Genomic DNA, 24,093 nt, shown 5'->3' on the forward strand with positions numbered 1-24,093 from the left:
TCGGCACGACCATGGTCGATCCCGCCACTCACCGCCAGCTTTATGGACGCCGCGCCGGGCACAAGCTACGCAGCGGCCAGGCCGCGCTCGTCGAGGAACTGCTGCCGCAGGTCGCGGTGCCCGAAAGCGGGCCGCTCGATGCCGCGGCGCTGTTCGGCGACGACCGCCCGCTCGAATTCGAGATCGGCTTCGGCGCGGGCGAGCATCTGGCAGGCCAGGCGGCGATGCGGCCCGGTCACGGATTCATCGGGTGCGAGCCGTTCCTGAACGGCGTCGTCGGCGCGCTCAATCACATCCGCGACGACCATCTCGACAACGTCCGCCTGCACATGGGCAATGCGATCGAAGTGCTCGACCGGCTGCCCGACGCGAGCCTGGAGCGGCTGTATCTGCTCCACCCCGATCCCTGGCCCAAGCCGCGCCACGCCAAGCGCCGGATGGTCAACGACGGCCCGCTCGACCTGATCGCGGCGAAGCTGAAACCCGGATGCGAGTTTCGCCTCGGCACCGACGACCCGACCTATTGCCGTCACGCGATGATGGTGATGAACCGCCGCCGCGACTTCGTCTGGCAGGCGAAGAACGCAGCCGACTTCCTGACCCGCCCCGCCGACTGGCCCGAGACGCGCTACGAACGCAAGGCGCGGCGGCAGGGGCATGAGGTGTGGTATTTCCGCTACGTCCGCGTCTGACCGCGCACGGTAACGGTCGGTGGCGAAGCGCAAGCGCCTGCTGATCGCGACGATGGCCGATGGCTATGTGAAGACCATCGGGCCGACGTCGGCGCCGTTCACGCATTACTGGCGGATCGTCGCGCATCTGGGTGGCGGGCGGACCGAGGTGTTCTGGGGTCATGCCAAGTCGCTACGCGAGGCGAATGCGAAGCGGGTGCCGCTGGCGGATGCCGCAAAGACGCGCGGGTGGGAGCGGTACGACTTCGAAGTGGTGGAAGTGGTGGAGGGGTAGCAAATCCTCCCCCAAGCCTGTCTGGGCGCGGTGGTGGACGGTTTGGAGCGGAGGTCGGGAGCCCTTTCCCGATCCGAAACACTGGCGCCCGCTGCGCCGCCGGTCGCGCCGAAGCCGCGCCCTCTGGCCCGCGCCTCCCGCGCCGATCGCTGGCCACGCGATGCGAAATAGCGCGGCTATTTCGTCTTCGCTGCGGCCATGGTGGGCGCTGACGGGCTCGAACCGCCGACCCTCTCGGTGTAAACGAGATGCTCTACCAACTGAGCTAAGCGCCCGCGCAGGCGCCTTGGCGCCGAGCACGGCCGGCGGGGAACGCCCCTCCGACGACGCGGCTTTGCCGTGTCGTGGCCGCGACTGCAAGCCCCTACGTCCTAAGCCGGCATCACTCCGGCCCGACGGATCGCGTCGAAATACGCCTCCATCCCGGCACGCGCCGTGTCCGACAGCGAGATGAACGCCCTGCGCCGATCCGCCGGATCGTCGTAGCGTTCGAACAGTCCGGCATCGACCATCGACCCGATCCAGCGCAGGGCCGTCGTCCCCGGCACCGCCGCGGCGATGCACAGGCTGGAGACGGACACGCGACGCCCCTCCAGCTCGGCAGCGAACAGGTCGAGCAGCATGTCCCAGGCGGGGTCGGCGAACAGCTCGGCGGCAAAGTGCGCCGCGCGCATCCGCCGGCCGCGGATGGTATCGCGGACCAGCCCGGCGTCGACCGCGGAACCGGCGGCGAAGCGCTCGCTGCGGAAACCGGGCGACGGATCGCGGACCTGACCGGCGAAACGCGGGCGGTCGCTTTCGCCGGCGAGGCGCGCGAGCGTGTCGGCAAAGCGCGCCACCTCGGCATTCAACTGACGCAGCCGGTCATCGGCGTCACGGCTGTTGTCATGCAGCCGCAGTGCCCGCACGCCGCGCACGGTGCCGAGCGCACCGGTACGGTCCGCCGCGGTCGGGTCGCACAGGTGGCGCACGTGGGGGCCGAACAGGACCGCGGTGACGGCGTCCATGTCGTCGCCGCAGCCGGTGCTGACCACCGCGTCGATCCCGCGTTCGCGCACCAGCGTGTCGATGGGGGCCAGCCAGTGTGCGGCGGCGGCCGGATCGATGCCGGTCGCCTCGATCATGACGACGTCGGGGCCGCTGCGGATCGCGAGTGCCGAGGCAGCCTGGGCGAGGGAAACGGTTCCGACCGTGCGATAGCCGACATGCGCGATCGCCTGCTGTGCCGACGCCAGATCGCCGGCGCGGTCACCGACGAGCAGGACGGTTGCCGCGGCGTCGTAGAGCAGGTCGGCAGTCGCGTCGGCGGTCATCAAGGCGTTTCCTCGTCCGTTCGCACCCGTTGATGGGGAAGCGAGACGGCCGGTTCGAGCCATGACGGCACCGGAACGGACTGATTCGGATCAGGTGGAAGCGAATGCCGGCGAAATGACTCCATTTCGGAGACATCGCGCGATTTTCGTGCGATTGCAGGCAGATACCATTCAGAATGGTTCCATTTGCCTGCCGCCGGACGACCGCCGCGTCGCTAATCGAGGCTTTTTACAATCTCTTCGACCATCTTCTTCGCATCGGCCAACAGCATCATCGTATTGTCCATGTAGAAGACGTCATTATCGACGCCAGCATAGCCGACCCCGCCCATGCTGCGCTTCACGAACAGCACCGTCTTGGCCTTTTCGACGTCGAGGACGGGCATGCCGTAGATGGGGGAGGTCTTGTCGGTCTTCGCCGCCGGATTGGTCACGTCGTTCGCGCCGATAACGAAGGCGACGTCGGTCTGCGCGAACTCGCTGTTGATGTCCTCCAGCTCGAACACTTCGTCATAGGGGACGTTCGCTTCGGCCAGCAGCACGTTCATATGCCCGGGCATGCGGCCGGCGACCGGGTGGATCGCATATTTCACGCGGACGCCGTGTTCCTTCAGCTTGTCGGCCATTTCGCGCAGCACATGCTGCGCCTGCGCGACGGCCATGCCGTAGCCGGGGACGATGATGACCTGTTCGGCCTGGCTCATCAGGAACGCGGCGTCCTCGGCCGACCCGCGCTTCCACGGGCGATCGGTCTTGGCAGCACCCGCGCCGCCACCGCCGCTCTCCGCGCCGAAGCCGCCGGCGATGACGCTGATGAAGCTGCGGTTCATCGCGCGGCACATGATGTAGCTGAGGATCGCGCCCGAGCTGCCGACCAGCGCGCCGGTGATGATCATCGCCGAATTGTGCAGTGTGAAGCCCATCGCGGCGGCCGCCCAGCCAGAATAGCTGTTCAGCATGCTGACCACGACCGGCATGTCCGCGCCACCGATCGGAATGATCAGCAGGAAGCCGATGACGAAGCTTAAGGCCGTGATCGTCCAGAACACCCACGGGCTCTGATCCTGCGTGAAATAGACGACCAGCAGCAGGATGGCGGCGAGCGTGCCGAGGTTGATCAGGTGGCGGCCCGGCAGCAGGATCGGCGCGCCGCCCATGTTGCCGTTCAGTTTGAGGAAGGCGATGACCGAGCCCGAAAAGGTGATCGCGCCGATTGCGACGCCCAGGCCCATCTCGATCCGGCTGACCGGCGCGATGTAGGCGAAGGGTTCGCCGATCATCGGAATGACCAGCTTGGCGATGCCGAACGCCATCGGATTGAGGAAGGCGGCGGCGGCGACGAGCACGGCGGCCAGCCCGACAAGGCTGTGGAAGGCGGCGACCAGCTGCGGCATGGCCGTCATCGCGATGCGGCGGGCGGTGACCAGGCCGATGACCGCACCGATGCCGATCGCGGCAAGGATTTGCGCGATGGTCAGCCAGTCCGGTCCGATGACATTGCTGCAAAAGCTTAGAGCAGGCGCGTCGGCACAGGAGTCGCTAATCGGTATGTGCGTAACGAGCGTCGTCACCACCGCGATCGTCATGCCGATCATGCCGAAGCGATTGCCGCGCTGGCTCGACGTCGGCGACGACAGGCCGCGCAGCGCGAGGATGAAGCACACCCCGGCGACAAGGTACGCGAGTGCGGCGAACGAACTGCCTGCGGTTACGTGTTCCATCATGTCCTCCCCGGCACGGGGAGGGGGACCGCGTGCCGCAGGCGCGTGTTGGAGGGGACTCGCCCCTCGCACTGCACGCGCCGGCGGCGCCCCATGCGGCACGCCCCCTCCACCATGCGTCGCATGGTCCCCCTCCCCGTACCGGGGAGGAACGTCACTTCGCGACCGGCGCCGGCCGGTCCTTTTTCTTGTACATCGCCAGCATGCGGCTGGTGACCGCGAAGCCGCCGAAGATGTTGATGCTGGCCAGCACGACGCCCAGCAGCCCCAGCCATTTCGACGACGCACTCCCCGCCGCTGCCGCTGCGATCAGCGCGCCGACGATGATGACCGAGGAAATCGCGTTGGTGACCGCCATCAGCGGCGTGTGCAGCGCCGGCGTCACCGACCAGACGACGTAATAGCCGACGAAACAGGCGAGGACGAAGATCGAGAGGATCGCGATGAAGTCCATGGTTATTCCCAATCCTGAAGGCGGGCGGTCGCTGTAGCTGTGATTCCGGTTACCGCAGCGTCGCAGTCGCGCAAGACGTCAGACGCGGCGATGCGCATTACGGCTAGTCCGCGCGCCCTGAACCAGTCATCTCGCGCGGAGTCGCGGTAGGGGCGATCCCCGAAGTCGTGAGCGACACCGTCGATCTCCACAACCAAGCGCGCGGCGTGACAGTAGAAGTCTGCGGTATAGGGGCCCGCGGGATGTTGCTTCCGGAACTTGAGGCCTGCAGGTCGCCCCTTGAGTGCCATCCAAAGCTTGATCTCCGGCGGCGACATCTGCTGACGTAGGACCTTCGATCGCGCCTGCGTATCGCCGCTTCCTTGGAGCATCTCACATCCTCCCCTGCAAGGGGAGGTGGCGGGCCGAAGGCCCGACGGAGGGGTGTCGCGCTATCGAGAGGGGTGACACCCCTCCGTCAGTGCTACGCACTGCCACCTCCCCTTGCAGGGGAGGATTGGTCATGACAGCAACCGTGGGTTCACGACCTGGCCGCCCTGGGTCAGCCGCACCGCGTCGCCGATCTCCGCGTCGAGTACCGGACGCCCCGCGTCCTTGTCCCAGAAGGCCGACAGGAAATTGAACAGGTTGCGGCTGAACAGCGCGCTGGCGTCTGCTGCCAGGCGGGAGGGGACATTGCGATGGCCGACGATCTTCACGCCGTGGCGCTCGACAACCTCTCCGGCGACCGCACCCTCGACATTGCCGCCGGCTTCGACCGCGAGGTCGACGATCACGCTGCCGGGGCGCATCGTCGCGATCTGCGCGTCGCTGATCAGGCGCGGGGCGGGGCGGCCGGGGATCAGCGCGGTCGTGATGACGATGTCCTGCTTGGCGATGTGCGACGACACCAGGTCCGCCTGCGCGGCCTTGTATTCGTCGGACATTTCGGTCGCGTAGCCGCCCGAGCCTTCGCCTTCGATACCGGCGACATTCTCGACGAAGATCGGCTTGGCGCCCAGGGACAGGATCTGTTCCTTCGTCGCCGACCGCACGTCGGTCGCCGACACCTGTGCGCCCAACCGCCGCGCGGTCGCGATCGCCTGCAAGCCGGCGACGCCGACCCCCATCACGAACACCTTGGCGGCGCTGACCGTGCCGGCGGCGGTCATCATCATCGGAAAGGCGCGGCCATATTCCGCGGCGGCGTCGAGCACCGCCTTGTAGCCGCTGAGGTTCGATTGCGAGGATAGGATATCCATCGACTGCGCACGCGTGATGCGCGGCATGAATTCCATCGCCAGCGCCTCGATCCCGAGCGCGGCATAGGCATCGACGCGCGGACGGTCACCAAACGGGTTCAACCCCGCTGCGAGCCAGGCGCCGGGTTTGATGCCGGCCAGGCTGGCGGGGTCGGGGCCGGCGACGCCGAGCACGATGTCGGCGTCGGCCAGCACCTCGGCGCGCGATCCGACGGTCGCACCGGCGGCGGCATAGGCATCGTCGGCGATCGACGCGTTCGCACCAGCACCGCTTTCGACCGCCATCGTGGCCCCCAGGCCGATGAATTTCTTCACCGTTTCCGGGGTCGCCGCGACGCGACGTTCACCCGATGCCGTTTCCGCCAAGACCGCGATCTTCATGCCCCCGCCCCCTGAATCGTCAGCCCGCGATCAACCAGACCACTCCTGCCGCGATGACGAAGCAGACGACCGTGCCCCACTTCAGGAAATTCATGACCCCGTTGTAGGTCGACACATGCGCCTTCATGTCGCTCTGTTCGGCCATATTCAGTCCCTCTTGATTGCGAATTTGAAACAACCTTAGCCACCCCCCGCCTGTCCCTCAAGTCCCGAGCGGGGACGAGACTTAAGCCCGTCTTTACCGGTCCACGGCTAAGGCCTTGCCCCGAACAGGGACGACGGGGACACGTTGCATGAACCGAAACGGCCAGCGCCTGCTGATGCTGATCGACGACGAACCCGCGCAGCGCCGGCTGATTGCGGCGATCGCGGGGCGCCGGGGCTGGCGCACGATCTTCGCCGGGGATGCCGAGGTCGCGGTGGCGCAGCTGGGTACGCCCGACGGCATGGCGCTCGACGCGATCCTCCTCGACAGCTGGTCGCCGCAGGCCGACACTGCGGCGTTGATCGGTGAGCTGCGGGCGCGACGCCCGGCGCTCCCCATCCTGATGCTGACCGCGAACAACTCGGTGGCCGCCGCCGTCGATGCGATGCGCGCGGGGGCGACCGATTTCCTGGTGAAGCCGCTGGGGCCCGAGCGGCTGCTCGCCGCGCTCGATGCCGCGATCGGTGGGGCGGCAGCGGGCGAGCTGCGACCGCTGACCGAGAAGCTGCCGGCGAGCCTCGCGTTCGAAGACATCGTCGGCGCCGCCCCGCAGTTCCGCGCCGCGCTCGCCATCGCCGCCAAGTCGGCGCGGGCGCGGGTGCCGGTGCTGATCGAGGGCGAAAGCGGCGTCGGCAAGGAAGTGGTCGCCGATGCGATCCACGCCGCCTCCCCACGGTCCAAAAAGCCGATGATCCGCGTCAATTGCGGCGCGATCCCCGCCAACCTCGTCGAAAGCGAACTGTTCGGGCACGAGAAGGGCGCCTTCACCGGCGCGTTCGAGCGCAAGATCGGGCGGTTCCAGGATGCCGATGGCGGCACCATCTTCCTCGACGAAATCGGCGAAATGCCGCTGGAGGCGCAGGTCAAGCTGCTGCGCGTGCTGCAATCGGGCGAGGTGCAGGCGATCGGCGCGCGTCACCCGCGTGAGGTCGACGTCCGCGTGGTCGCCGCGACCAACAAGACGCTGGCCGACGAAGTCGCCGCGGGCCGCTTCCGCGAAGACCTCTATTACCGCCTGAACGTGGTTCAGGTGACGATCCCGCCGTTGCGCGACCGCCCGGATGACATCGCCCCGCTCGCGCGCCATCTGCTGACCCGTATCGCGACCCAGCCGGGCTTGCGCCCGCTCGGTATCACCGACGACGCCTTGTCGCTGCTGATCCAGTACGACTGGCCGGGCAACGTCCGCCAGCTACAGAACGCGCTCTTCCGCGCCGCCGTGCTGTGCGACGGCGATGCGCTGACCAAGGCCGACTTCCCGCAGATCGCAACGCTGGCGGGGGCGCGGTCGATGCCGGGGACGGGCAATCTGACCGGCGCGAGCGGGGTCACGCTGTTCCGCGCCGACGGCAATCTGCGCGCGCTCGAGGAGATCGAAGCGGACGTGATCCGTCTGGCGATCGGGCATTATCGCGGGCGGATGACCGAGGTCGCGCGACGGTTGGGGATTGGGCGGTCGACCTTGTATCGTAAGCTGGGCGAGCTCGGGATTGACCAGTCGGCAGCGTGATCGTGCCTCAATTCGCGTGAGCAAATTGAAGACTCGGCACGCTCGGCCAGCGGAGCGGCGAAGCCGTTCCGTCTGACGAGTGTGGCGGCCCGCACTCGCCGCATCGCTCCCGGACCGAAGTGCGGTGCTTCGACAAGCTCGGCACGAACGGGGTAGGGTGTTCGGCATGACCGACTTCACCAACCGCACCTACCTCGTCACCGGCGCCGCTTCGGGGATCGGACTTGCCGCCGCGCAGCACCTCGCGGCGAACGGCGCCCAGCGCCTGATCCTCACCGATATCGCCGCGGATGCCCTGAATGTGGTCGACCTGCCCTGTACCGTCGATCGCCTGACCGGCGACGTCGCCGACGAATCCTTCTGGACCGCCGCCGCGCCGACCCTCGAGGGCCTCGACGGCGCGGTCATCAACGCCGGGGTTGCCGGCGCCGGCCCGATCGCGACGCTCGACTTCGCCGAGTGGCGGCGCATCCTGTCGGTCAATCTCGACGGCGCGTTCCTGACGCTGCGCGCCGCGATGCGCGCGATAGGCAAGCGCGGTGGGGCGATCGTCGCGGTGTCTTCCGCAGCCGGCATCAAGGCCGAACCGGGCATCGCCGCCTATGCCGCGTCGAAGGCCGCGCTGATCCACCTCGTCCGCGTGGCGGCGAAGGAAGGCGCCGGGTGCCGCATCCGCGTCAACGCCATCGCGCCCGCGGGCGTCGAGACACCGGTGTGGGATGCCGTGCCGATGTTCGCGGACCGTGCCGCCGAGATCGGCCGCGACGCTGCCTTTGCCGAAATGGCGGCGATGGCGACGCCGCTCGGCCGCTATGCGAAGCCGGCGGAAATCGCGGCGCAGATCGCGTTCCTGCTGTCCGACGCGGCAGCGCTCGTCACCGGCACGACGCTGGTCAGCGACGGCGGTTACACCCTATAGTCGGCGACACACAGGAGACGCCTGCCATGCTGCCCATGCTTACCCTGCTGCTCGCAATCGGTTTCGTCGGAATCGCGCTCTACCGCTTTTCCCCGTCCGCTCCGCCGCGACTGAAGAATGCGCAACTCGCCGCAGCCCTGGCAAGCGGCCTGCTCGGCATCGCGACGTTCAAGATGCTGGGGGATTCGCGCTGGCTGGTCGGCGGCATCCTGCTGTTCGGCGCCGGGGTGCCGGGGTTCCTGGCGGGCAATCGCAAGACACTCAGGACGGTCGCGCTGATTTGCGGGCTGTTGGGTCTGGCGCTCTACGGCATCGCGACGTCGCGGCCGATGATGCCGGTGGTGGTGGCGAACTAACCTATCCATCGCCATTCCCGCGAATGCGGGGATCGATAGTCACCGAAGACCGTGAGTCTCCGGACGTTCAGCGCCAGTTGATCCTCGCCTACGCGGGGCGACGATAGTCTTCTAATCGCGCCGGCTGGTCAGCCCGGCGTCCTTCAGTCCGCGCCAGACGCGGAGTGCCTGCACCGTTTCCGGCACGTCATGGACCCGCAGGATCTGCGCACCGCGATCGGCACCATGAAGCGCCAGCGTCACGCTGCCGCCCAGCCGTTCGGCGACCGGCGCCTCGTTCGACAGCGCCCCGATCAACCGCTTGCGGCTGGCGCCCAGCACGATGCCGCAACCGAGTCCGTGAAACATGGCGAGGCCGTTGAGCAGCGCAAGATTGTCGGCCAGAGACTTGGCGAAACCGATGCCCGGATCGATCAGGATGTTCGCGCGGTCCACGCCGCCCGCGACGACCGCCGCGATCCGCGCCTCCAGCCAGTCGTATACCTCGATCAGCACATCGTCGTAGGTCGGGCGGGCATGCGGCCCCGCGGACGGATCGGGCGTGTGCATCAGCACTACCGGGCAACCGGCCGCCGCGACGACGCCGAGTGCGCGGTCGTCCCAGGCGAGCGCGGCGACGTCGTTGACGATGCCGGCGCCCGCGGCCAGCGCGGCTTCCATGACGCCCGCCTTGCGCGTGTCGATCGACACCGCAGTGCCCGACGCAGCAAGCCGTTCGATGACGGGCCGGACGCGCGCGGTCTCGTCGCCCTCCCACACGGTCGCCGCGCCCGGCCGGGTCGATTCGCCGCCGACGTCGATGATCGCCGCCCCGGCCGCCGCCATGTCGAACCCGGCCCGCGCCGCGGCGTCGTCATCGGCGTTCGCGCCGCCATCGGAAAAGCTGTCGGGCGTGCGGTTGAGGATCCCCATCACCTGCGGCTGGTCGAGCCGGATCGTGCGGCCGGGCAGCATGATTGGTGCGCGCGGGGCGGAGATGGCGACCGCGAGGGTGCGGAGCCGCTCGGCCTGCGGGGGCGACACGTTGGCGATGACCGCGGGCAGGGCGGCGACGGGGACGCTTGCCTGCGCCACACGGGTCGTGCCGACGACGGCGATCAGTTCGTAGGCGGCGAACCACAGCAGCCCGCCGGCCAGCCGCGCGACCGTGCCGTCACGGCCGACGGGGGTGTCGACGAAGGCTTCGGGGCGGAGGTACAGCCGGGCGTCGGCGGGAATCGTTTGCGGATCAATCACTACACCCACCGTCCTTCAAGCCAAGGCATCGCGCCGCGGCAAAGCCGCGACGTCGGTCGGCACGCAGTGCCGCCGGCCGCAGCGCCGGCCGAGACGGCAAATCGGCTCAGCAATTCGCCTGCCGGCGCTACGGCTGTGTCGCCAACAAATACGTCTGCCGGATCGTATCGATCGGCTTGAGCGCACCGTCGTCCTCATGATGCCAGAAGGTCCAGCCGTTACACGCCGGCGCGCCCTGCAGCGTCGAGCCGAGCTTGTGGATCGACCCCGCCTGCCCGCAATCGCTCAGCAGCGAGCCATCGGCGCGGACGGTCGCGCGCCAGCGACGCTTGGTGTCGGTCAGCACCGCGCCGGGCACCAGATAGCCGGTTTCGATCAAAGTCCCGAACGCGACCTTCGGTGCGGCCTTGGGGCTCTGCATCGTGGTCAGCGCCGATTCGTCGAGCGGCAGCGCGGCGGCGATGCGTTCTTCGGCCGCCGCGATGTAGGAATCCTCGCGCTCGATGCCGATCCAGTGGCGTCCCAGCCGTTTGGCGACCGCGCCGGTCGTGCCGGTGCCGAAGAACGGGTCGAGAATGACGTCGCCCGGTTTCGAGCAAGCCAGCAGGATGCGATACAGCAGTGCTTCGGGCTTCTGGGTCGGGTGGACCTTCACCCCGTCCTTCTTCAACCGCTCCTGACCGCCGCAGATCGGAAATTCCCAATCCGAGCGCATCTGCAGCTCGTCGTTCAGCGTCTTCATGCTGCGATAGTTGAAGGTGTAGCGCGACTTCTCGCCCATCGACGCCCAGATCAGCGTTTCATGCGCGTTGGTGAAGCGGGTGCCCTTGAAGTTCGGCATCGGGTTGGCCTTGCGCCACACGATGTCGTTCAGAATCCAATAGCCGAGATCCTGGATCGCGGCCCCGACCTTGAAGATGTTGTGATAGCTGCCGATCACCCAGATCGCGCCATTGGGCTTCAGCACGCGGCGCGCCTCGGTCAGCCAGGCGCGGGTGAAGCGGTCGTAATGCCCCAGCGTCTCGAACTTGTCCCAGTCGTCGGTCACCGCATCGACATGGCTGCCGTCGGGGCGATTGAGGTCGCCGCCCAACTGCAGGTTGTACGGCGGATCGGCGAAGATCAGGTCGACCGATGCGGCCGGCAGGCGGCGCATCATCTCGATGCAGTCGCCCTTCAGGATCTGGTCGAGCGCGAGGTCGAGGGGGGCTTCATCCGCCAGCGCAGGCGCGCCAGACAGCTTTTCGATAACACCCATTTGAATCGGCCCCCCGGCGTTGTTGGACGCGCAATTCGTCGGAGCCGATGGACTCCGTCAAGCGAACATTGGTTAACGAAAAACGTCACCAACTCGTTAACGGAGCGGAACAAATTTGGACCCTGCCCGCATTTTGAGTCCTGTGGGCAAGTTATCCACAACCCCTAGTGGTGTAGCCCGAAAGACTCACCGGATATGGATAACGGCTGTTTTGCGACGAACCGTTGGCGGTGCGGACTCAGAGCGGCAATTCTGCCTGCGCGACGGGCGCGAACGACCGGCGGTGGAGCGGGCTGGGGCCGTGTTCGCGCAAGGCGGCGAGGTGGTGGCGGCAGCCATAGCCCTTGTTCGAATGCCAGTTGTACGCCGGGTAGGTTTCGGCCGCGGCGATCATGATCGCGTCGCGGGTCGTCTTGGCCAGGATCGACGCCGCGGCGATCGACAGGCTGATCGCATCACCGCCGACGATCGGAGTGCAGGGATAGCCCCAGCGCGGGGATCGGTTGCCGTCGACCAGCACATGGCCCGGCGCGACGCCGAGTGCTTCGACCGCCAGCGTCATCGCCTTCATCGTCGCCCAATAGATGTTGAGCGTGTCGATCTCCGCCGGCTCGACGATGCCGATGCCGACGTGTGCGCAATCGCGCAGGCGCAGCGCCAGGCGGTCGCGTTCCTTGGCCGACAGCTTCTTCGAATCGTCGATCCCGCGCGGCACGCCCTTGGCCGGCAGGATGACGGCAGCCGCCACGACCGGCCCGGCCAGCGGCCCGCGTCCGGCCTCGTCCACCCCGACGACGGGGGCAAGGCAGAGCTTTTCGTGTTTCAGGCCGGGCATCAGAACCCCTTGGCCGCCTGCTGCCCCATCGGGCCGTGACCTTGCCCCAGTCCGGGTGCGGCCTCCAGACTGGCGCGGACGAAGCGGATCGCGCGTTCGGTCGCCGTCGGGAGGGACAGACCGCCGCCAAGGCCGGTCGCGATGGCGCTGGCGAGTGTGCAGCCGGTGCCGTGCGTGTGCGGCGTGTGAATGCGCGGGTTGGACCAGCGCGCCACCTCGCCTTGCGCAGTGACGATGCGATCAACGACGTCCTCGCCATCGGCATGGCCGCCCTTGATGAGCAGGCTCGGACCATGCCCCAGCACGGCCGCCTCGCCACCCAGCGCGGCAAGCTCGGGCAGGTTCGGCGTAACCACGGTCGCGCGGCGCATCAGCCGTTCGAACGCGGCGATCGTCGCGTCGTCCGCCAGTACCGCACCCGAAGTTGCGATCATCACCGGATCGAACACGACCGGCGCGTCCAGCCCCTCTAGCACGTCAGCGACGACATGCGCGACGTCGGCCGACCCGATCATACCGATCTTCACCGCGTCCACGCCGATATCGTCGATGCACGACCGCATCTGCTGCACCACGAAGTCGGCCCGCACCGGCATCACGCCCTGGACGCCCAGCGTATTCTGCGCGGTGAGTGCGGTGATCGCGGTCATCGCGTGGCCGCCGAGCATCGTCACCGTCTTGATATCGGCCTGGATGCCGGCGCCGCCGCCCGAATCGGATCCGGCGACAATCAGGACGCGCGGCGTGGCGGTCATGCTTGGTAGCGCCGCTCGACCGACGCCGGATGGTCCTTCAGCGCCTTGCCGACCCGCGCGGGGCGATCGAGCAATTCGCCGCCGCAATTCGGGCAACGCTCGTCGAGCGCATCGGCGCATTCGGCACAGAAGGTACATTCGAACGAGCAGATGAAGGCACCCGCCTCGTCGGCGGGCAGATCGACGCCGCAGCGTTCGCAGTCGGGGCGCATGTCGAGCATGGCGGTCGCTCTATGCATTCTGCACGGCTGTGGAAAGCGGGCTTGCGTCGATAAGCGGTAGTAAACCAATCTCGATTAGGCTGCGCGGTTAAGGGGGCAAAGCATGATCAAGGTCGTCGTCGATCGATCGCACGCGATGGTAAGCCTGACCGCGGCCGGGTTCATTTCCGAAGCCGATGTCGCGGCGGCCGCCGTCGAATTGCATGCCGGAATTCGCTCGCTCGGCGACCGCGCGGGTCAGCATGTCACGCTATACGACCTGACCGGCGTCAATGTCGCGACGGGCGCGGTGCTCGAGGCGTTCAGCGTATTCTTCACCGATACCCGATACCGCTCGATCTGGGCGAAGCGGGTGGCGTTCGTGACGCGATCGTCGCTCGTCGCGCGCCAGATGAACCGGATGCGCGCCGAGCGACCCGACATGCAGGTGTTCGAGGATCGCGGGCGGGCGGTTGCCTGGTTGCTCGCGGCGGCGGATCGCGCGGCTTAACGGCGGGGCGCCACGCCCGTCGGACGGGGGCGCTTCGCGACCCCGCCGGCCCCGGCGAGTCCTGACTTTGCGATCGCAACGTCAGGCGTCAGGCCGCGGCTTTCACCGCCGCCACGATGCGATCGACCACCGTTTCGACCTGCCGGTGATCCTCACCCTCCGCCATCACGCGGATGAGGGGTTCGGTGCCCGACTTGCGGATCAGCAGGCGGCCCTTGCCGTCCAGTTCGGCTTCGGCGTCGGCGATGACCGCCTTGACCGTCTCGTTCTCCAGCGGCTGGGTGCCGGAGAAGCGGACGTTCTTCAGCAGTTGCGGGAGTGGTTCGAAGCGGCGGAGGACTTCGCTGGCCGGCGCGCCCGCACGAACGACTTCGGCCAGCACCTGCAGTGCGGCGACCAGGCCGTCGCCGGTCGTCGCATAGTCGCTGAGAATGATGTGGCCCGACTGTTCGCCGCCGACGTTGTAGCCCGACGCGCGCATCTTTTCGAGGACATAGCGGTCGCCCACCGCGGTCCGAACCAGCCCCAGACCCTGCGCGGCGAGATGGCGTTCGAGGCCGAGATTCGACATCACGGTGGCGACCAGGCCACCGCCCCGCAGCCGGCCCTGACGTGCCCAGCCGCCCGCGATCGTCGCCATCAGCTGGTCGCCGTCGACGATCTGGCCGGTTTCATCGACCACGATCAGCCGGTCGGCATCGCCGTCCAGCGCGATGCCGATATGCGCGCCCGAGGCGGCGACCGTTTCGCACAGCGTCAGCGGCGCGGTCGATCCGACCTGGTCGTTGATGTTGCGGCCGTTCGGCGTCACGCCGATCGCGATGACTTCGGCACCCAGTTCCCACAAGGCCGACGGGGCGACCTGATAGGCGGCGCCGTTCGCGCAATCGACGACGATCTTCAGCCCGTCGAGTGTCAGGTCGTGGGGAAAGGTCGTCTTGGCGAAGTGGATGTAGCGGCCCTTGGCATCGTCGACGCGGCGCGCGCGGCCGATGTCGGCGGCCGGGGCCAGGTCGACGCGACCGTCGATCCCGTCCTCGATCGCCGCTTCGTCGGCGTCCGACAGCTTGTACCCGTCCGGGCCGAACAGCTTGATGCCATTGTCGAAGAACGGGTTGTGGCTGGCCGACAGCATCACGCCCATGTCGGCGCGCATCGACGCGGTCAGCATCGCAACCGCCGGCGTCGGCATCGGCCCGAGCAGGACCACGTCCATGCCCACGCTGGTGAAGCCCGCGACCAGCGCGGATTCGAGCATATAGCCCGACAGACGGGTGTCCTTGCCGATGACGACGCGGTGGCGGTGGTCGCCGCGCAGGAAGTGTTTGCCCGCGGCCATGCCGACCTTCATCGCCATCTCGGCGGTCATCTTGTCGGCGTTGGTCAGGCCGCGGATGCCGTCGGTGCCGAAATATTTCCTTGCCATCGTGCCGTTTTCCGCAACCTTGTCGCCCGGTGAAGGGCCCGCCATAGCGCGAGGTCTTCGGAGAATCGAGCATGTCGCAAGCCACCCGTATCCTGATCTCGCTCGTCGGCGGCCTCGTGCTCGGCATCCTGCTGGCGCGCGTCGCGCCCTCGGTCGATGCGGTCGGGGTCGCCATCGCCGAACCGGTCGGAACGATCTGGCTCCACGGGTTGCAGATGACGATCGTGCCGCTGGTCGTCGGGTTGCTGGTGACCGGGATCGCAGCGACGGCGGAGGCCGCGAAGGCGAGCCGGCTGGCAACGCGCGCGCTGATCGTCTTCATCGCGCTGCTGTGGACGTCGTCGGCGCTGTCGGCGGCCATTTTCTTTGCACTGACCGGTCTGTTTCCGCTGGGGCCCGAGGCCGCGGCGGCGCTGAAGGGCGCGGTCGCCAGCGCAAGCGAAGTGGGTCAGGTGCCGCCCTTCAGCGAATTCCTGGTCGCGATGGTGCCGACCAACCCGCTGGCCGCGGCGGCCAATGATGCCTTCCTGCCGTTGATCGTGTTCACGGTCGCCTTCGCCTTTGCCGTCACGCGGCTGCCCGATGAACCGCGCAAGCTGCTGACCGGCGTGTTCCAGGCGGTGGCCGATGCGATGCTGATCGTCATCGGCTGGGTGCTGTGGCTGGCGCCGCTGGGTGTGTTCGCACTGGCGTTCGCGGTGGGGGCGAAGGCGGGGACGGCGGCGTTCGGGGCGCTGATCCATTATGTGCTGACGGTCACCGCCTGCGGGGCGGGCGTGACGCTGCTCGCCTTTCCGGTCGCGATCATCGGCGGGCGGCTGGGGCTGGGCAGCTATCTGCGCGCGATGACCCAGCCGGCGGCGGTTGCGGTGTCGACCCAGTCGTCGCTCGCCTCGCTGCCGGCGATGCTGCGTGCCAGCGAGAAGCTGGGGCTGCCCGTCGCGACCTCGGGTGTTGTCCTGCCGCTGGCGGTGGCGATCTTCCGCTTCACCGGACCCGCGATGAACCTGGCGGTCGCGCTGTACGTCGCGCACATCTTCGACGTGGAGCTGACCGCGGGGCAGATCGCGATCGGTATCGCCGCGGCGGCGGTCACGACGATGGGCGCCGTCAGCCTGCCCGGCACGATCAGCTTCGTCTCGTCGATCGCGCCGATCGCACTTGCGATGGGCCTGCCGATCGGGCCGCTGGCGCTGCTCGTCGCGGTCGAGACGTTCCCCGATATCATGCGGACGCTCGGCAATGTGATGATGGACGTCGCGGCGACCTCCGCGATCGGGCGGCGATCGGGCATGCCGAAGACCGAAGCCGACGCAATCCTGGCCGAGGCGCCGGAGTAATGCGGGTTCGCGCGGTTCGGGCGGATATAACCACCCTGGCGGTCGACGCGATCGTCAATGCGGCCAATTCCTCGCTGCTGGGCGGGGGCGGGGTGGATGGCGCGATCCATCGCAAGGCCGGACCGGAGTTGGTGGCCGAGACGCGGACGCTGGGCGGGTGCCAGCCGGGACAGGCGAAGCTGTCGCGCGGCTATCGGTTGCCCGCGGGGCATGTGATTCATACGGTCGGACCGGTGTGGAACGGCGGCGGTCGCGGCGAGGCGGAGGTGCTGGCGAACTGCTACCGAAGCTGCTTCGCCATCGCCGCGCGCGAAGGGTTCGCGACGCTCGCGTTTCCGGCGATCAGTACGGGCATCTACGGCTACCCGGCCGAACCGGCAGCGCAGATCGCGGTGCGCGAGACGCGGGCGGCGCTGGCGGCGAATGCGGGGCTGGACTGCGTGACGTTCGCGCTATTCTCAGACGACCAACTGGCGATCTACGCGGCGTTGCTGGGTTAGAGCCAATAAGCCGCTCCTCTTCAGGGGGGGGGGTGAGTGGGGCGGTGCCGCGTACGGATCGCTCGTGGAGAGGCCCCACCCCCGGCCCCTCCCCTGAAGGGGAGGGGAGACATGGGCGGGCGTCTTAAAAATTCAGCACGAACGGTTGGGGGAGGGCGCGAAGTCCCTACCGCGGTGCCACGGCCTCTTCATCCTCGTCCGGCGCACGTCGGTCCTCACGCCGCGGCGGGGGCGCATCCCGTCGCCGGTCGCTCGGCGCCACTGCGAAGCTGCCGTCGCGGCCTAACCGGACGTTGAGGCCCAGTCCTTCAATCTCCGCTGCCGGGGGCGCATCGTCGGTCGTGTACATCGGCTCGGTCGGATCCTCGAACCCCTCGATCAGGTTGCCCAGCGGATCCTCCACCTCCTCGACCACCGGTGGTGGCGGTGCGGAGACGCCCAACGCCTCGATCATGAAGTCGCGCCAGATGCGCGCGGGGATGCCACCGCCGTGCAGGCCGGCATTGGGCGTATTGTCGTCGTTGCCGACCCACACGCCCGCGACCAGCCCCTGGGCATAGCCGACGAACAGCGCGTCGCGGCTGTCCTGCGTCGTGCCGGTCTTGCCGAAGCCGGTGATGCTGAGCGCGGCCTGCGTGCCGGTGCCACTGGCGATCGATCGCGACAGCAGCTCGCGCATCCCCTCCAGCGTCTTCTCGTCGATCTGCGTGCGGCGTCCACGCCAGCGGTCGATGAAGCCGGGCTCTTCCTCCGCCGACAGACCACGCGCGCGCACCGGATATTCGCCCGCGGCGATCGCGGCATAGGCGCTCGTGAGCTCCAACAGCGACATCGACGAGGTGCCGAGCGCGATCGAGGCTTCGTTGGCGATCGGGCTGGTCACGCCCAGGTCGCGCGCAGCGCGGATCACGTTCGACACACCGACGTCCTTGGTCAGCCGCGCGGCAGCGACGTTCGACGACTTGGCGAAGGCACGCGCCAGGCTGATCTCGCCGGCATAGCGGCCGTCCGAATTCTTCGGGCTCCATTCGCCGATCGTGACCGGCTTGTCCTCGACGGTGCTCTCGGGCGTCATGCCGGAGCGGAGCGCTGCGAGATAGACGAACAGCTTGAAGGTGGACCCCGGCTGGCGCTTGGCCTGAACGGCGCGGTTGAACGGCGACTTCGCATAATCCTTGCCGCCGACCATCGCGACGACCGTGCCGTCGGGCCGCATCGCGACCAGCGCGGCCTGTGCCTCGCGCAGGCCTGCGCGCCGGATCGCGCGTTCGGCGGCGCGCTGCATCCGCTGGTCGAGCGTGGTGGTGACGGTCAGTTCGCTCGCGATCTCGCCCGCCCGGTCGCGCGCCTGCGGCAGCACCCAGTCGGCGAAATAGGTGCCGGAGGGCAGTTCCCTGGTCTTTTCGACGTTCAGCCGCGCCGGGCCGACGTCGGCAGCCTCGGCCTTGGTCAGGAATCCGCTTTCGACCATCGCCCCGACGACCAGCTTCTGCCGCGCGCGCGCGCCGCTGAGGTTGATGGTCGGCGCCAGCCGCGAGGGCGCCTTGACCAGGCCGGCAAGCAGCGCGGCCTGCGCCACGCTCAGTTGTTCGGGGCGTTTGCTGAAATAATGTTTCGCAGCCGCCGACAGGCCGTAGACGTTGTCGCCGAAATAGGCGTTCGACAGATAGCGGCTGAGGATCTCGTCCTTGGTCAGCCACGCCTCCAGCCAGAAACTGATCATCAGCTCGCGCGCCTTGCGGCCGAACGTGCGGTCGGACGACAGGAAGGCGTTCTTTGCCAACTGCTGCGTGATCGTCGATCCGCCTTCGCGCATGCCGCCGGCGCGCGCGTTGTTCCACATCGCCCGCGCAATGCCGCGGGGGGAGACGCCCCAATGCGAGTAGAAGCGCCTGTCCTCGATCGCCAGGAACGCCTGGGGAATGTGTTCGGGCAGCGTGCGGACGTCGACCGGGGCGCCGATCACCGCGCCGCGCCGCGCGATCGGCGTCTTGCCGTCATTGGCGAGCAAGGTGATGCTGGGCGGCGTCGGCGGCTTGAGCGACCGCGACAACGGCGCGGTTACCGCCAGCCAGATGATCGCGATGACCAGCAGTACGATGAACACGCCCGTCCCGCGGACGAACCAGCGGCCCCAGCGGATACGGCGCCTGGGTGGGGCGGGTGGCGGATCGAACCGCATGCCCTCGCCGGGGGGCGGCGTGGGCGGCGTGCTGCCCGTGGAAAGCTTCCCGGTGCGCGCGAAATTGGCGAAGGGGTCGTCGTCCGACGGCCCCATGCGACGGTCGGACGGATCGAACGGCGGACCCAGATTCATGGCGACTGTATTAACAACCTAACACGCGACTCGCAAGTCGCCGAATGCGTGGGGACGACCTCAGGCCTCCAGCTCGATGTCCCAATACAGCCAATCGCGCCATGTGTCGTGCAGGTAATTGGGTGGGAAGCTGCGGCCATGTTCCTGCAGCTGCCAGCTGGTCGGGCGGATCGGCTGGACGTGGAGCGGCATCTTCGCTTCGCTTGGCGTCCGGCCGCCCTTGCGCAGGTTGCACGGCGCACAGGCGGTCGCGACATTCTCCCAGGTCGTGCGGCCGCCTTGCGCGCGGGGGATGACGTGGTCGAAGGTCAGGTCATGGCCGGTGCCGCAATATTGGCAGGCGAAACGGTCGCGCAGGAACAGGTTGAAGCGGGTGAAGGCGGGAAACTGCGACGGCTTCACATATTGCTTGAGCGCGATGACCGACGGCAGCTTCAGCGCCGCGGTCGGGCTGCGCACCTCGCGTTCGTAATGCGACACGATGTCGACGCGGTCGAGGAAGACCGCCTTCACCGCGGTCTGCCATGGCCAGATCGACAGCGGATAATAGCTGAGCGGGGTATAGTCGGCGTTGAGCACCAGCGCCGGGCAACTGTCCGGGTGTCTGAGCAAATCGGGATGAAACATGCGTTCCCCTCGCGCGTCACTGACGGCGTCATCGGTGCCAGCGATGACAGGGGCATGACAGCATGGGCGGCAGTGTCGGGTCAAGCGCTGGCGTCGCGCGCGCGCTGCGCTATGACGACCGCCAAAGGAGAGATTTCCATGAAGACGATCGGAGTCATCGGGGCCGGACAAATGGGGGCGGGCATCGCGCAGGTGTCGGCGGCGGCAGGATACCGCGTGCTTTTGTCCGATGTCGATCTCGCGCGGGCCGACGGCGGCAAGGCGGGAATCGCCAAGCAGCTCGACCGGCTGGTGACGAAGGAAAAGATCACGCCGCAGGTCCGCGACACGACCCTCGGCAATATCGAACCGGTCGGCGACGTGGCCGCGATGGGCGACTGCGACCTGGTGATCGAGGCAGCGACCGAACGCGAGGAGATCAAGCGCAAGATCTTTGAGACCGTCGGCAAGGGCATGCGCGCCGACGCGATTCTCGCCAGCAATACCTCGTCGATCCCGATCACGCGTCTTGCGCAGGCCTCGCCCGATCCGGCGCGGTTCATGGGGGTGCATTTCTTCAACCCGGTGCCCGTCATGGGGCTGATCGAACTGATCCGGGGCCTGGCGACCAGCGACGCGACGGTGCAGGCGGTCGAGGCGTTCGGGCGCACCTTGGGCAAGGAGATCGTCCACGCCAACGACGCGCCGGGCTTCATCGTCAACCGCGTGCTGATGCCGATGCTGAACGAGGCGTGCTTTGCGCTCGGCGAAGGCGTGGCGACGATCCGCGACATCGATACCGCGATCACATTGGGGCTCAATCACCCGATGGGGCCGTTCACGCTTGCCGACTTCATCGGGCTCGACACCTGCCTCGAGATCACCCGCGTGCTGTTCGAAGGCACCGGCGACCCCAAGTTCCGCCCCGCACCGCTGTTGGTGAAATATGTCGAGGCGGGCTGGTATGGCCGCAAGACCGGTCGCGGCTTCTACGACTATGCGGGACCCGAGCCCGTGCCGACGCGTTGAGGGGCGCATGTCCCTCGACGACACCATCATCCAGACGCCCGATGGTCCGATGACCTATGGCGAATGGAAGAAGAAGAATCCGGTGCAGGTCCCGTCGCGCCGGACGAAGGGCAAGGACCTGCCGAACAAGGTGAAGATCCGGACGGACGAGTGACGCCCGTGGGCTTCGGCGAAGGCCGGAGCCTTGGCCGGTCGAAGGGCTCGCGCTCGCCAGCGCTCCGCCCTCCGCCGGCGCACGATCGATCGGGAGGTAAACGCTCCGTTACCCTGTCCCACCGCGGAACAGCCGGAAATCCGGCCTTTTCTTGACGCCTTCGAAAGACGATCTGTCGCATGACGATCGATCTGGCGACAAGGGATTCGAAAGGGATGGCGAGCACCGCGACATGGGTCAAGCGAGTCGGGCTGACGCTCGGCTGTTGCGCGAGTTTCCTTGGCGCGGCGCATGTCGCCGACCGGTTGTCGGCCGGCGAAGGTGCGCCGCAGCCGGTCGCGACTTCGGCGGCGCCCGCGCCGGTCGTCGCCGCAGCAGCGACCGCTCCCAAGCCCGCGATCCAGCCTGCCGCTGCGCCGGCACCGGTCGACCCGTCGGCCTATGTCGTGAAGAGCGTGCTGAGCGTGAACAAGCCGTTCGTTCACGGCGACTGGTACTGGGACGAAAGTGCAGCCCCGGCCGAGAAGGGTGGCAAGATCGTCGTCACCGTAGACCTGAAGGCGCAGGTGCTGTCGGTGTTCCGTGACGGTCACGAAATCGGCACCGCGGTGATGATCTATGGCGCCGATACCAAGCCGACGCCGCTCGGTGTGTTCCAGGTCAGCTTCCGCAAGGCGCAGCATGTGTCGAGCCTCTACGGCGCGCCGATGCCCTATACGCTGCGCCTGACCAACGACGGCGTCGCGATTCACGGCAGCGAAGCGATGCGCCCGGATGCCGCGACCCACGGCTGCGTCGGCGTGCCCATCGCGTTTGCCAGGAAGCTGTTCGGCGCGGTGGCACTGGGGGATACGGTGATCGTGACCAATGGCGAGATGCTGAGCCAGGGGCAGGCGATCAAGGCAGCGTAACTCCTGCGATGCTCCCGCGCAGGCGGGAGCCCAGGGTTGCGAAGGTCGCCGCTTATGGCTCTGGGCTCCCGCCTGCGCGGGAGCACGGGTGGTCAGTGGCTAGGCTCGAACGCCAGTTCCAGAGTCCCTCCGACCGGCACCGCGTCCCACGCCGCCGTCAGTTCCGCCATCCGCGCCCGGATCGCGTCGATCGTCGCGGCATCCACCGCCAGCGCCGGGCACTCGCGCGCGTCACACGTCACTGCATAGAGCGCGAGCATCTCCTCCGCCGGGGTCGCTCCGCCGGACCAGCCGTCGCCCTGGATCACCTCGACCAGTCGTTCGACGCCGTCACTCTCCGCCTCGGCGCCCATCGTGAAGTCCGCCGCCTCGCCGGCGGCGACCCGGCCCAGGAAACCGCGCGCGTCGAGGATGGTCTCGACCGCATAATGCACCATGTCGTGGGGCAGAATCCGCTGTTTGGGACAGTCGATCGTCTCGTCCGGACGGTCCGCCCGGAGAACCGTCAGCGTATCGTACTTGCCCGCACCCTTGGCGAAAACCAGCCTCACCCGATCAGCAGGCCCGCCAGCGCCGCCGACATCAGGTTGGAGAGGCTGCCGGCGACCAGCGCCTTGATTCCCAGTTGCGCGATCACCGGGCGCTGGTTGGGCGCCAGATTGCCGGTCACCGCCATCTGGATCGCGATCGACGAGAAATTGGCGAAGCCGCACAGCGAGAAGGTGACGATCGCCACGCTCGCCGGCGACAGCGTGCCCTGAATCTTGCTGAGTTCGATGAACGACACGAATTCGTTGAGGACGATCTTGGTACCGAACAGCCCGCCGGCGACACCGGCTTCGTTCCACGGTACGCCCAGGATGAACATCACCGGCTGGAAGACATAGCCAAGCAGCATCTGGAAGCTGAGCTCGGGATGCCCGAACCAGCTGCCGATGCCCGCCAGCAGGCCGTTGGCGAGCGCCACCAGCGCCACGAAGGCGAGCACCATCGCCCCGACGGCGACGGCCAGCTTCACGCCGGTCTGCGCGCCCTGTGCGGCGGCCATGATGATGTTGGCGGGCTTTTCCTCGTCATGGCTGGCTTCCGCAATCGGCTCGCTGCCCTCGATCTCGGGGGTGACGGCGCGGGTGTGCGGTTCGGTCAGCGCGACGGCTTCGTCCGCCGTGTCGCCCAGCGGCAACTCGCCCTGACGCGGCTCGACGTCCGGCATGATGATCTTCGACATCAGGATGCCGCCCGGCGCCGACATGAAGCTGGCGGCGAGCAGATAGGGCAGCAACTGTTCGCCGATCATGCTGGCGTACGCGCCCAGGATCGTGCCCGCGACGCCCGCCATGCCGACGGTCATCACGGTGAACAGCTGCGACGGCGTCAGGCTGGCGAGATAGGGCCGGATGACGAGCGGACTTTCCGACTGGCCGACGAAGATGTTCGCCGCCGACCCCAGCGATTCGACCTTGGTGATCCCCGTCACCAGCTGGATCGCGCCGCCCACCCATTTTATGATGAGCTGCATGACGCCGAGATAATAGAGGATCGAGATCAGCGAGGCGAAGAAGATGATGACCGGCAGCGCGGCGATCGCGAAGCTGTTCGCGCCCATCGTGGGCCCGGCAAGCGGCCCGAAGATGAAGTCGGTGCCCGCCTTCGCATAGCCCAGCAGATTGGCGACGCCGTGCGACATGCCGGCGATGACCGACTTGCCCCAGCTGGTCGCCAGCACCAGGACCGCAAAGCCCGCCTGAAGCGCGAACGCCGGCCCGACGACCCGCAGCCGAATCGCCCGGCGGTTGTTGGACAGCGCGAACGCGACCAACAGAATGACGAAAATACCGGCCAGGCCGATCAGATTATGCTGCACGTAAACGCCCACCCCTGGGAACACATAAGTGTCCAGCATGGCAGAGGTTTGCGCGGTGGGACAGGGGTTTGTGTGGGCGTGTCTC

General features: G+C 67.7%; 27 protein-coding genes and 1 tRNA gene. 11 read left to right on the forward strand and 17 right to left on the reverse strand.

Annotated elements, in window-relative coordinates:
* The first annotated feature begins 11 nt into the window (after window positions 1-11).
* Window positions 12-692, forward strand: a complete 681-nt coding sequence (trmB, locus tag JW805_00600; GenBank protein ID MBN2970514.1) for a tRNA (guanosine(46)-N7)-methyltransferase TrmB — start codon at window positions 12-14, stop codon at window positions 690-692.
* Between the two features lie 19 nt (window positions 693-711).
* A complete protein-coding gene (locus tag JW805_00605; GenBank protein MBN2970515.1) occupies window positions 712-966 on the forward strand; it encodes a hypothetical protein in 255 nt (84 codons plus the stop codon).
* Between the two features lie 199 nt (window positions 967-1,165).
* Here the strand turns inward: JW805_00605 and JW805_00610 are convergent.
* The 7 genes from JW805_00610 to JW805_00640 all read right to left on the reverse strand — a co-directional run bounded on the left by JW805_00610 (window position 1,166) and on the right by JW805_00640 (window position 6,221).
* Window positions 1,166-1,241, reverse strand: a tRNA-Val gene (locus JW805_00610).
* A 96-nt stretch (window positions 1,242-1,337) separates the two neighbouring features.
* Entirely contained in the window at window positions 1,338-2,279 is a 942-nt protein-coding gene (locus JW805_00615) for a winged helix-turn-helix transcriptional regulator (protein MBN2970516.1), read from the reverse strand.
* Between the two features lie 215 nt (window positions 2,280-2,494).
* A complete protein-coding gene (locus tag JW805_00620; GenBank protein ID MBN2970517.1) occupies window positions 2,495-4,000 on the reverse strand; it encodes an NAD(P)(+) transhydrogenase (Re/Si-specific) subunit beta in 1,506 nt (501 codons plus the stop codon).
* Between the two features lie 154 nt (window positions 4,001-4,154).
* Entirely contained in the window at window positions 4,155-4,454 is a 300-nt protein-coding gene (locus JW805_00625; protein MBN2970518.1) for an NAD(P) transhydrogenase subunit alpha, read from the reverse strand.
* Window positions 4,455-4,456: 2 nt separating this feature from the next.
* Window positions 4,457-4,825, reverse strand: coding sequence for an endonuclease domain-containing protein (locus JW805_00630; GenBank protein ID MBN2970519.1), 369 nt, complete (start codon window positions 4,823-4,825; stop codon window positions 4,457-4,459).
* A 129-nt stretch (window positions 4,826-4,954) separates the two neighbouring features.
* Window positions 4,955-6,076, reverse strand: a complete 1,122-nt coding sequence (locus JW805_00635; GenBank protein ID MBN2970520.1) for an NAD(P) transhydrogenase subunit alpha — start codon at window positions 6,074-6,076, stop codon at window positions 4,955-4,957.
* A gap of 19 nt (window positions 6,077-6,095) precedes the next feature.
* Window positions 6,096-6,221 carry an aa3-type cytochrome c oxidase subunit IV gene (locus JW805_00640; GenBank protein ID MBN2970521.1) on the reverse strand — a complete coding sequence of 42 codons (126 nt, stop codon included), beginning with the start codon at window positions 6,219-6,221 and terminating at the stop codon, window positions 6,096-6,098.
* Between the two features lie 148 nt (window positions 6,222-6,369).
* On the opposite strand from JW805_00640, the gene JW805_00645 reads away from it, so the two are divergent.
* From JW805_00645 to JW805_00655, 3 genes are all read left to right on the forward strand, one after another.
* A complete protein-coding gene (locus JW805_00645; protein MBN2970522.1) occupies window positions 6,370-7,791 on the forward strand; it encodes a sigma-54-dependent Fis family transcriptional regulator in 1,422 nt (473 codons plus the stop codon).
* 166 nt (window positions 7,792-7,957) lie between these two features.
* Complete coding sequence (locus JW805_00650) at window positions 7,958-8,710, forward strand: SDR family oxidoreductase (protein MBN2970523.1); 753 nt, start codon at window positions 7,958-7,960, stop codon at window positions 8,708-8,710.
* Between the two features lie 26 nt (window positions 8,711-8,736).
* On the forward strand, window positions 8,737-9,066 hold the full coding sequence (locus JW805_00655; protein ID MBN2970524.1) for a hypothetical protein: 330 nt from the start codon (window positions 8,737-8,739) through the stop codon (window positions 9,064-9,066).
* Between the two features lie 111 nt (window positions 9,067-9,177).
* Here the strand turns inward: JW805_00655 and folP are convergent, their stop codons facing one another.
* The 5 genes from folP to JW805_00680 form a co-directional block, all read right to left on the reverse strand.
* Entirely contained in the window at window positions 9,178-10,302 is a 1,125-nt protein-coding gene (folP, locus tag JW805_00660; GenBank protein MBN2970525.1) for a dihydropteroate synthase, read from the reverse strand.
* A gap of 127 nt (window positions 10,303-10,429) precedes the next feature.
* Window positions 10,430-11,560: a site-specific DNA-methyltransferase gene (locus tag JW805_00665; GenBank protein ID MBN2970526.1), complete on the reverse strand. Its 1,131-nt coding sequence runs from the start codon at window positions 11,558-11,560 to the stop codon at window positions 10,430-10,432.
* Window positions 11,561-11,798: 238 nt separating this feature from the next.
* Window positions 11,799-12,395, reverse strand: a complete 597-nt coding sequence (locus JW805_00670) for a ribonuclease HII (GenBank protein MBN2970527.1) — start codon at window positions 12,393-12,395, stop codon at window positions 11,799-11,801.
* Window positions 12,395-13,150 carry a bifunctional hydroxymethylpyrimidine kinase/phosphomethylpyrimidine kinase gene (gene thiD, locus JW805_00675; protein ID MBN2970528.1) on the reverse strand — a complete coding sequence of 252 codons (756 nt, stop codon included), beginning with the start codon at window positions 13,148-13,150 and terminating at the stop codon, window positions 12,395-12,397. The genes JW805_00670 and thiD overlap by 1 nt, the downstream gene beginning before the upstream one ends.
* Window positions 13,147-13,371 carry a DUF1272 domain-containing protein gene (locus tag JW805_00680; protein MBN2970529.1) on the reverse strand — a complete coding sequence of 75 codons (225 nt, stop codon included), beginning with the start codon at window positions 13,369-13,371 and terminating at the stop codon, window positions 13,147-13,149. Before JW805_00680 ends, thiD begins: the two co-directional genes overlap by 4 nt.
* Before the next feature lie 103 nt (window positions 13,372-13,474).
* Here JW805_00680 and JW805_00685 point away from each other — a divergent pair, with 103 nt between their 5' ends.
* On the forward strand, window positions 13,475-13,861 hold the full coding sequence (locus JW805_00685; protein MBN2970530.1) for a hypothetical protein: 387 nt from the start codon (window positions 13,475-13,477) through the stop codon (window positions 13,859-13,861).
* Window positions 13,862-13,949: 88 nt separating this feature from the next.
* Here JW805_00685 and JW805_00690 read toward each other — a convergent pair whose 3' ends face one another.
* Window positions 13,950-15,287: a phosphoglucosamine mutase gene (locus JW805_00690; GenBank protein ID MBN2970531.1), complete on the reverse strand. Its 1,338-nt coding sequence runs from the start codon at window positions 15,285-15,287 to the stop codon at window positions 13,950-13,952.
* A 71-nt stretch (window positions 15,288-15,358) separates the two neighbouring features.
* Between JW805_00690 and JW805_00695 the strand changes: the two genes are divergently transcribed.
* Window positions 15,359-16,627 (forward strand): cation:dicarboxylase symporter family transporter, encoded by a 1,269-nt coding sequence (locus tag JW805_00695; protein ID MBN2970532.1) that lies wholly within the window; start codon window positions 15,359-15,361, stop codon window positions 16,625-16,627.
* The gene (locus JW805_00700) at window positions 16,627-17,127 is read left to right on the forward strand and encodes an O-acetyl-ADP-ribose deacetylase (protein ID MBN2970533.1); all 501 of its coding nucleotides are present in this window, start codon (window positions 16,627-16,629) and stop codon (window positions 17,125-17,127) included. The genes JW805_00695 and JW805_00700 overlap by 1 nt, the downstream gene beginning before the upstream one ends.
* A 166-nt stretch (window positions 17,128-17,293) precedes the next feature.
* Here the strand turns inward: JW805_00700 and JW805_00705 are convergent, their stop codons facing one another.
* Window positions 17,294-19,444 carry a penicillin-binding protein gene (locus JW805_00705; GenBank protein MBN2970534.1) on the reverse strand — a complete coding sequence of 717 codons (2,151 nt, stop codon included), beginning with the start codon at window positions 19,442-19,444 and terminating at the stop codon, window positions 17,294-17,296.
* A 60-nt stretch (window positions 19,445-19,504) separates the two neighbouring features.
* Window positions 19,505-20,071, reverse strand: coding sequence for an HNH endonuclease (locus JW805_00710; protein MBN2970535.1), 567 nt, complete (start codon window positions 20,069-20,071; stop codon window positions 19,505-19,507).
* A 111-nt stretch (window positions 20,072-20,182) separates the two neighbouring features.
* Between JW805_00710 and JW805_00715 the strand changes: the two genes are divergently transcribed.
* The 3 genes from JW805_00715 to JW805_00725 all read left to right on the forward strand — a co-directional run bounded on the left by JW805_00715 (window position 20,183) and on the right by JW805_00725 (window position 22,144).
* Entirely contained in the window at window positions 20,183-21,079 is an 897-nt protein-coding gene (locus JW805_00715; GenBank protein ID MBN2970536.1) for a 3-hydroxybutyryl-CoA dehydrogenase, read from the forward strand.
* A gap of 7 nt (window positions 21,080-21,086) precedes the next feature.
* Window positions 21,087-21,233 carry a hypothetical protein gene (locus tag JW805_00720; protein ID MBN2970537.1) on the forward strand — a complete coding sequence of 49 codons (147 nt, stop codon included), beginning with the start codon at window positions 21,087-21,089 and terminating at the stop codon, window positions 21,231-21,233.
* A gap of 179 nt (window positions 21,234-21,412) precedes the next feature.
* Window positions 21,413-22,144 (forward strand): L,D-transpeptidase family protein, encoded by a 732-nt coding sequence (locus JW805_00725; protein ID MBN2970538.1) that lies wholly within the window; start codon window positions 21,413-21,415, stop codon window positions 22,142-22,144.
* Between the two features lie 92 nt (window positions 22,145-22,236).
* Here JW805_00725 and JW805_00730 read toward each other — a convergent pair whose 3' ends face one another.
* Window positions 22,237-22,695, reverse strand: coding sequence for a hypothetical protein (locus JW805_00730; protein ID MBN2970539.1), 459 nt, complete (start codon window positions 22,693-22,695; stop codon window positions 22,237-22,239).
* Window positions 22,692-24,047, reverse strand: a complete 1,356-nt coding sequence (locus JW805_00735; protein ID MBN2970540.1) for a NupC/NupG family nucleoside CNT transporter — start codon at window positions 24,045-24,047, stop codon at window positions 22,692-22,694. The genes JW805_00730 and JW805_00735 overlap by 4 nt, the downstream gene beginning before the upstream one ends.
* Window positions 24,048-24,093: the final 46 nt, after the last annotated feature.

The sequence above is a fragment of the Roseomonas aeriglobus genome (assembly GCA_016937575.1).
Lineage (GTDB): Bacteria > Pseudomonadota > Alphaproteobacteria > Sphingomonadales > Sphingomonadaceae > Sphingomonas > Sphingomonas aerigloba.

Coding starts and splice junctions, on each gene's coding strand:
- trmB (MBN2970514.1), top strand. CDS start 12: ATGGTCGATCCCGCCACTCACCGCCAGCTTTATGGACGCCGCGCCGGG.
- JW805_00615 (MBN2970516.1), bottom strand. CDS start 2,279: ATGACCGCCGACGCGACTGCCGACCTGCTCTACGACGCCGCGGCAACC.
- JW805_00620 (MBN2970517.1), bottom strand. CDS start 4,000: ATGGAACACGTAACCGCAGGCAGTTCGTTCGCCGCACTCGCGTACCTT.
- JW805_00625 (MBN2970518.1), bottom strand. CDS start 4,454: ATGGACTTCATCGCGATCCTCTCGATCTTCGTCCTCGCCTGTTTCGTC.
- JW805_00630 (MBN2970519.1), bottom strand. CDS start 4,825: ATGCTCCAAGGAAGCGGCGATACGCAGGCGCGATCGAAGGTCCTACGT.
- JW805_00635 (MBN2970520.1), bottom strand. CDS start 6,076: ATGAAGATCGCGGTCTTGGCGGAAACGGCATCGGGTGAACGTCGCGTC.
- JW805_00640 (MBN2970521.1), bottom strand. CDS start 6,221: ATGGCCGAACAGAGCGACATGAAGGCGCATGTGTCGACCTACAACGGG.
- JW805_00645 (MBN2970522.1), top strand. CDS start 6,370: ATGAACCGAAACGGCCAGCGCCTGCTGATGCTGATCGACGACGAACCC.
- JW805_00650 (MBN2970523.1), top strand. CDS start 7,958: ATGACCGACTTCACCAACCGCACCTACCTCGTCACCGGCGCCGCTTCG.
- JW805_00655 (MBN2970524.1), top strand. CDS start 8,737: ATGCTGCCCATGCTTACCCTGCTGCTCGCAATCGGTTTCGTCGGAATC.
- JW805_00665 (MBN2970526.1), bottom strand. CDS start 11,560: ATGGGTGTTATCGAAAAGCTGTCTGGCGCGCCTGCGCTGGCGGATGAA.
- JW805_00670 (MBN2970527.1), bottom strand. CDS start 12,395: ATGCCCGGCCTGAAACACGAAAAGCTCTGCCTTGCCCCCGTCGTCGGG.
- thiD (MBN2970528.1), bottom strand. CDS start 13,150: ATGACCGCCACGCCGCGCGTCCTGATTGTCGCCGGATCCGATTCGGGC.
- JW805_00680 (MBN2970529.1), bottom strand. CDS start 13,371: ATGCTCGACATGCGCCCCGACTGCGAACGCTGCGGCGTCGATCTGCCC.
- JW805_00685 (MBN2970530.1), top strand. CDS start 13,475: ATGATCAAGGTCGTCGTCGATCGATCGCACGCGATGGTAAGCCTGACC.
- JW805_00690 (MBN2970531.1), bottom strand. CDS start 15,287: ATGGCAAGGAAATATTTCGGCACCGACGGCATCCGCGGCCTGACCAAC.
- JW805_00695 (MBN2970532.1), top strand. CDS start 15,359: ATGTCGCAAGCCACCCGTATCCTGATCTCGCTCGTCGGCGGCCTCGTG.
- JW805_00700 (MBN2970533.1), top strand. CDS start 16,627: ATGCGGGTTCGCGCGGTTCGGGCGGATATAACCACCCTGGCGGTCGAC.
- JW805_00705 (MBN2970534.1), bottom strand. CDS start 19,444: ATGAATCTGGGTCCGCCGTTCGATCCGTCCGACCGTCGCATGGGGCCG.
- JW805_00710 (MBN2970535.1), bottom strand. CDS start 20,071: ATGTTTCATCCCGATTTGCTCAGACACCCGGACAGTTGCCCGGCGCTG.
- JW805_00715 (MBN2970536.1), top strand. CDS start 20,183: ATGACGACCGCCAAAGGAGAGATTTCCATGAAGACGATCGGAGTCATC.
- JW805_00720 (MBN2970537.1), top strand. CDS start 21,087: ATGTCCCTCGACGACACCATCATCCAGACGCCCGATGGTCCGATGACC.
- JW805_00725 (MBN2970538.1), top strand. CDS start 21,413: ATGACGATCGATCTGGCGACAAGGGATTCGAAAGGGATGGCGAGCACC.
- JW805_00735 (MBN2970540.1), bottom strand. CDS start 24,047: ATGCTGGACACTTATGTGTTCCCAGGGGTGGGCGTTTACGTGCAGCAT.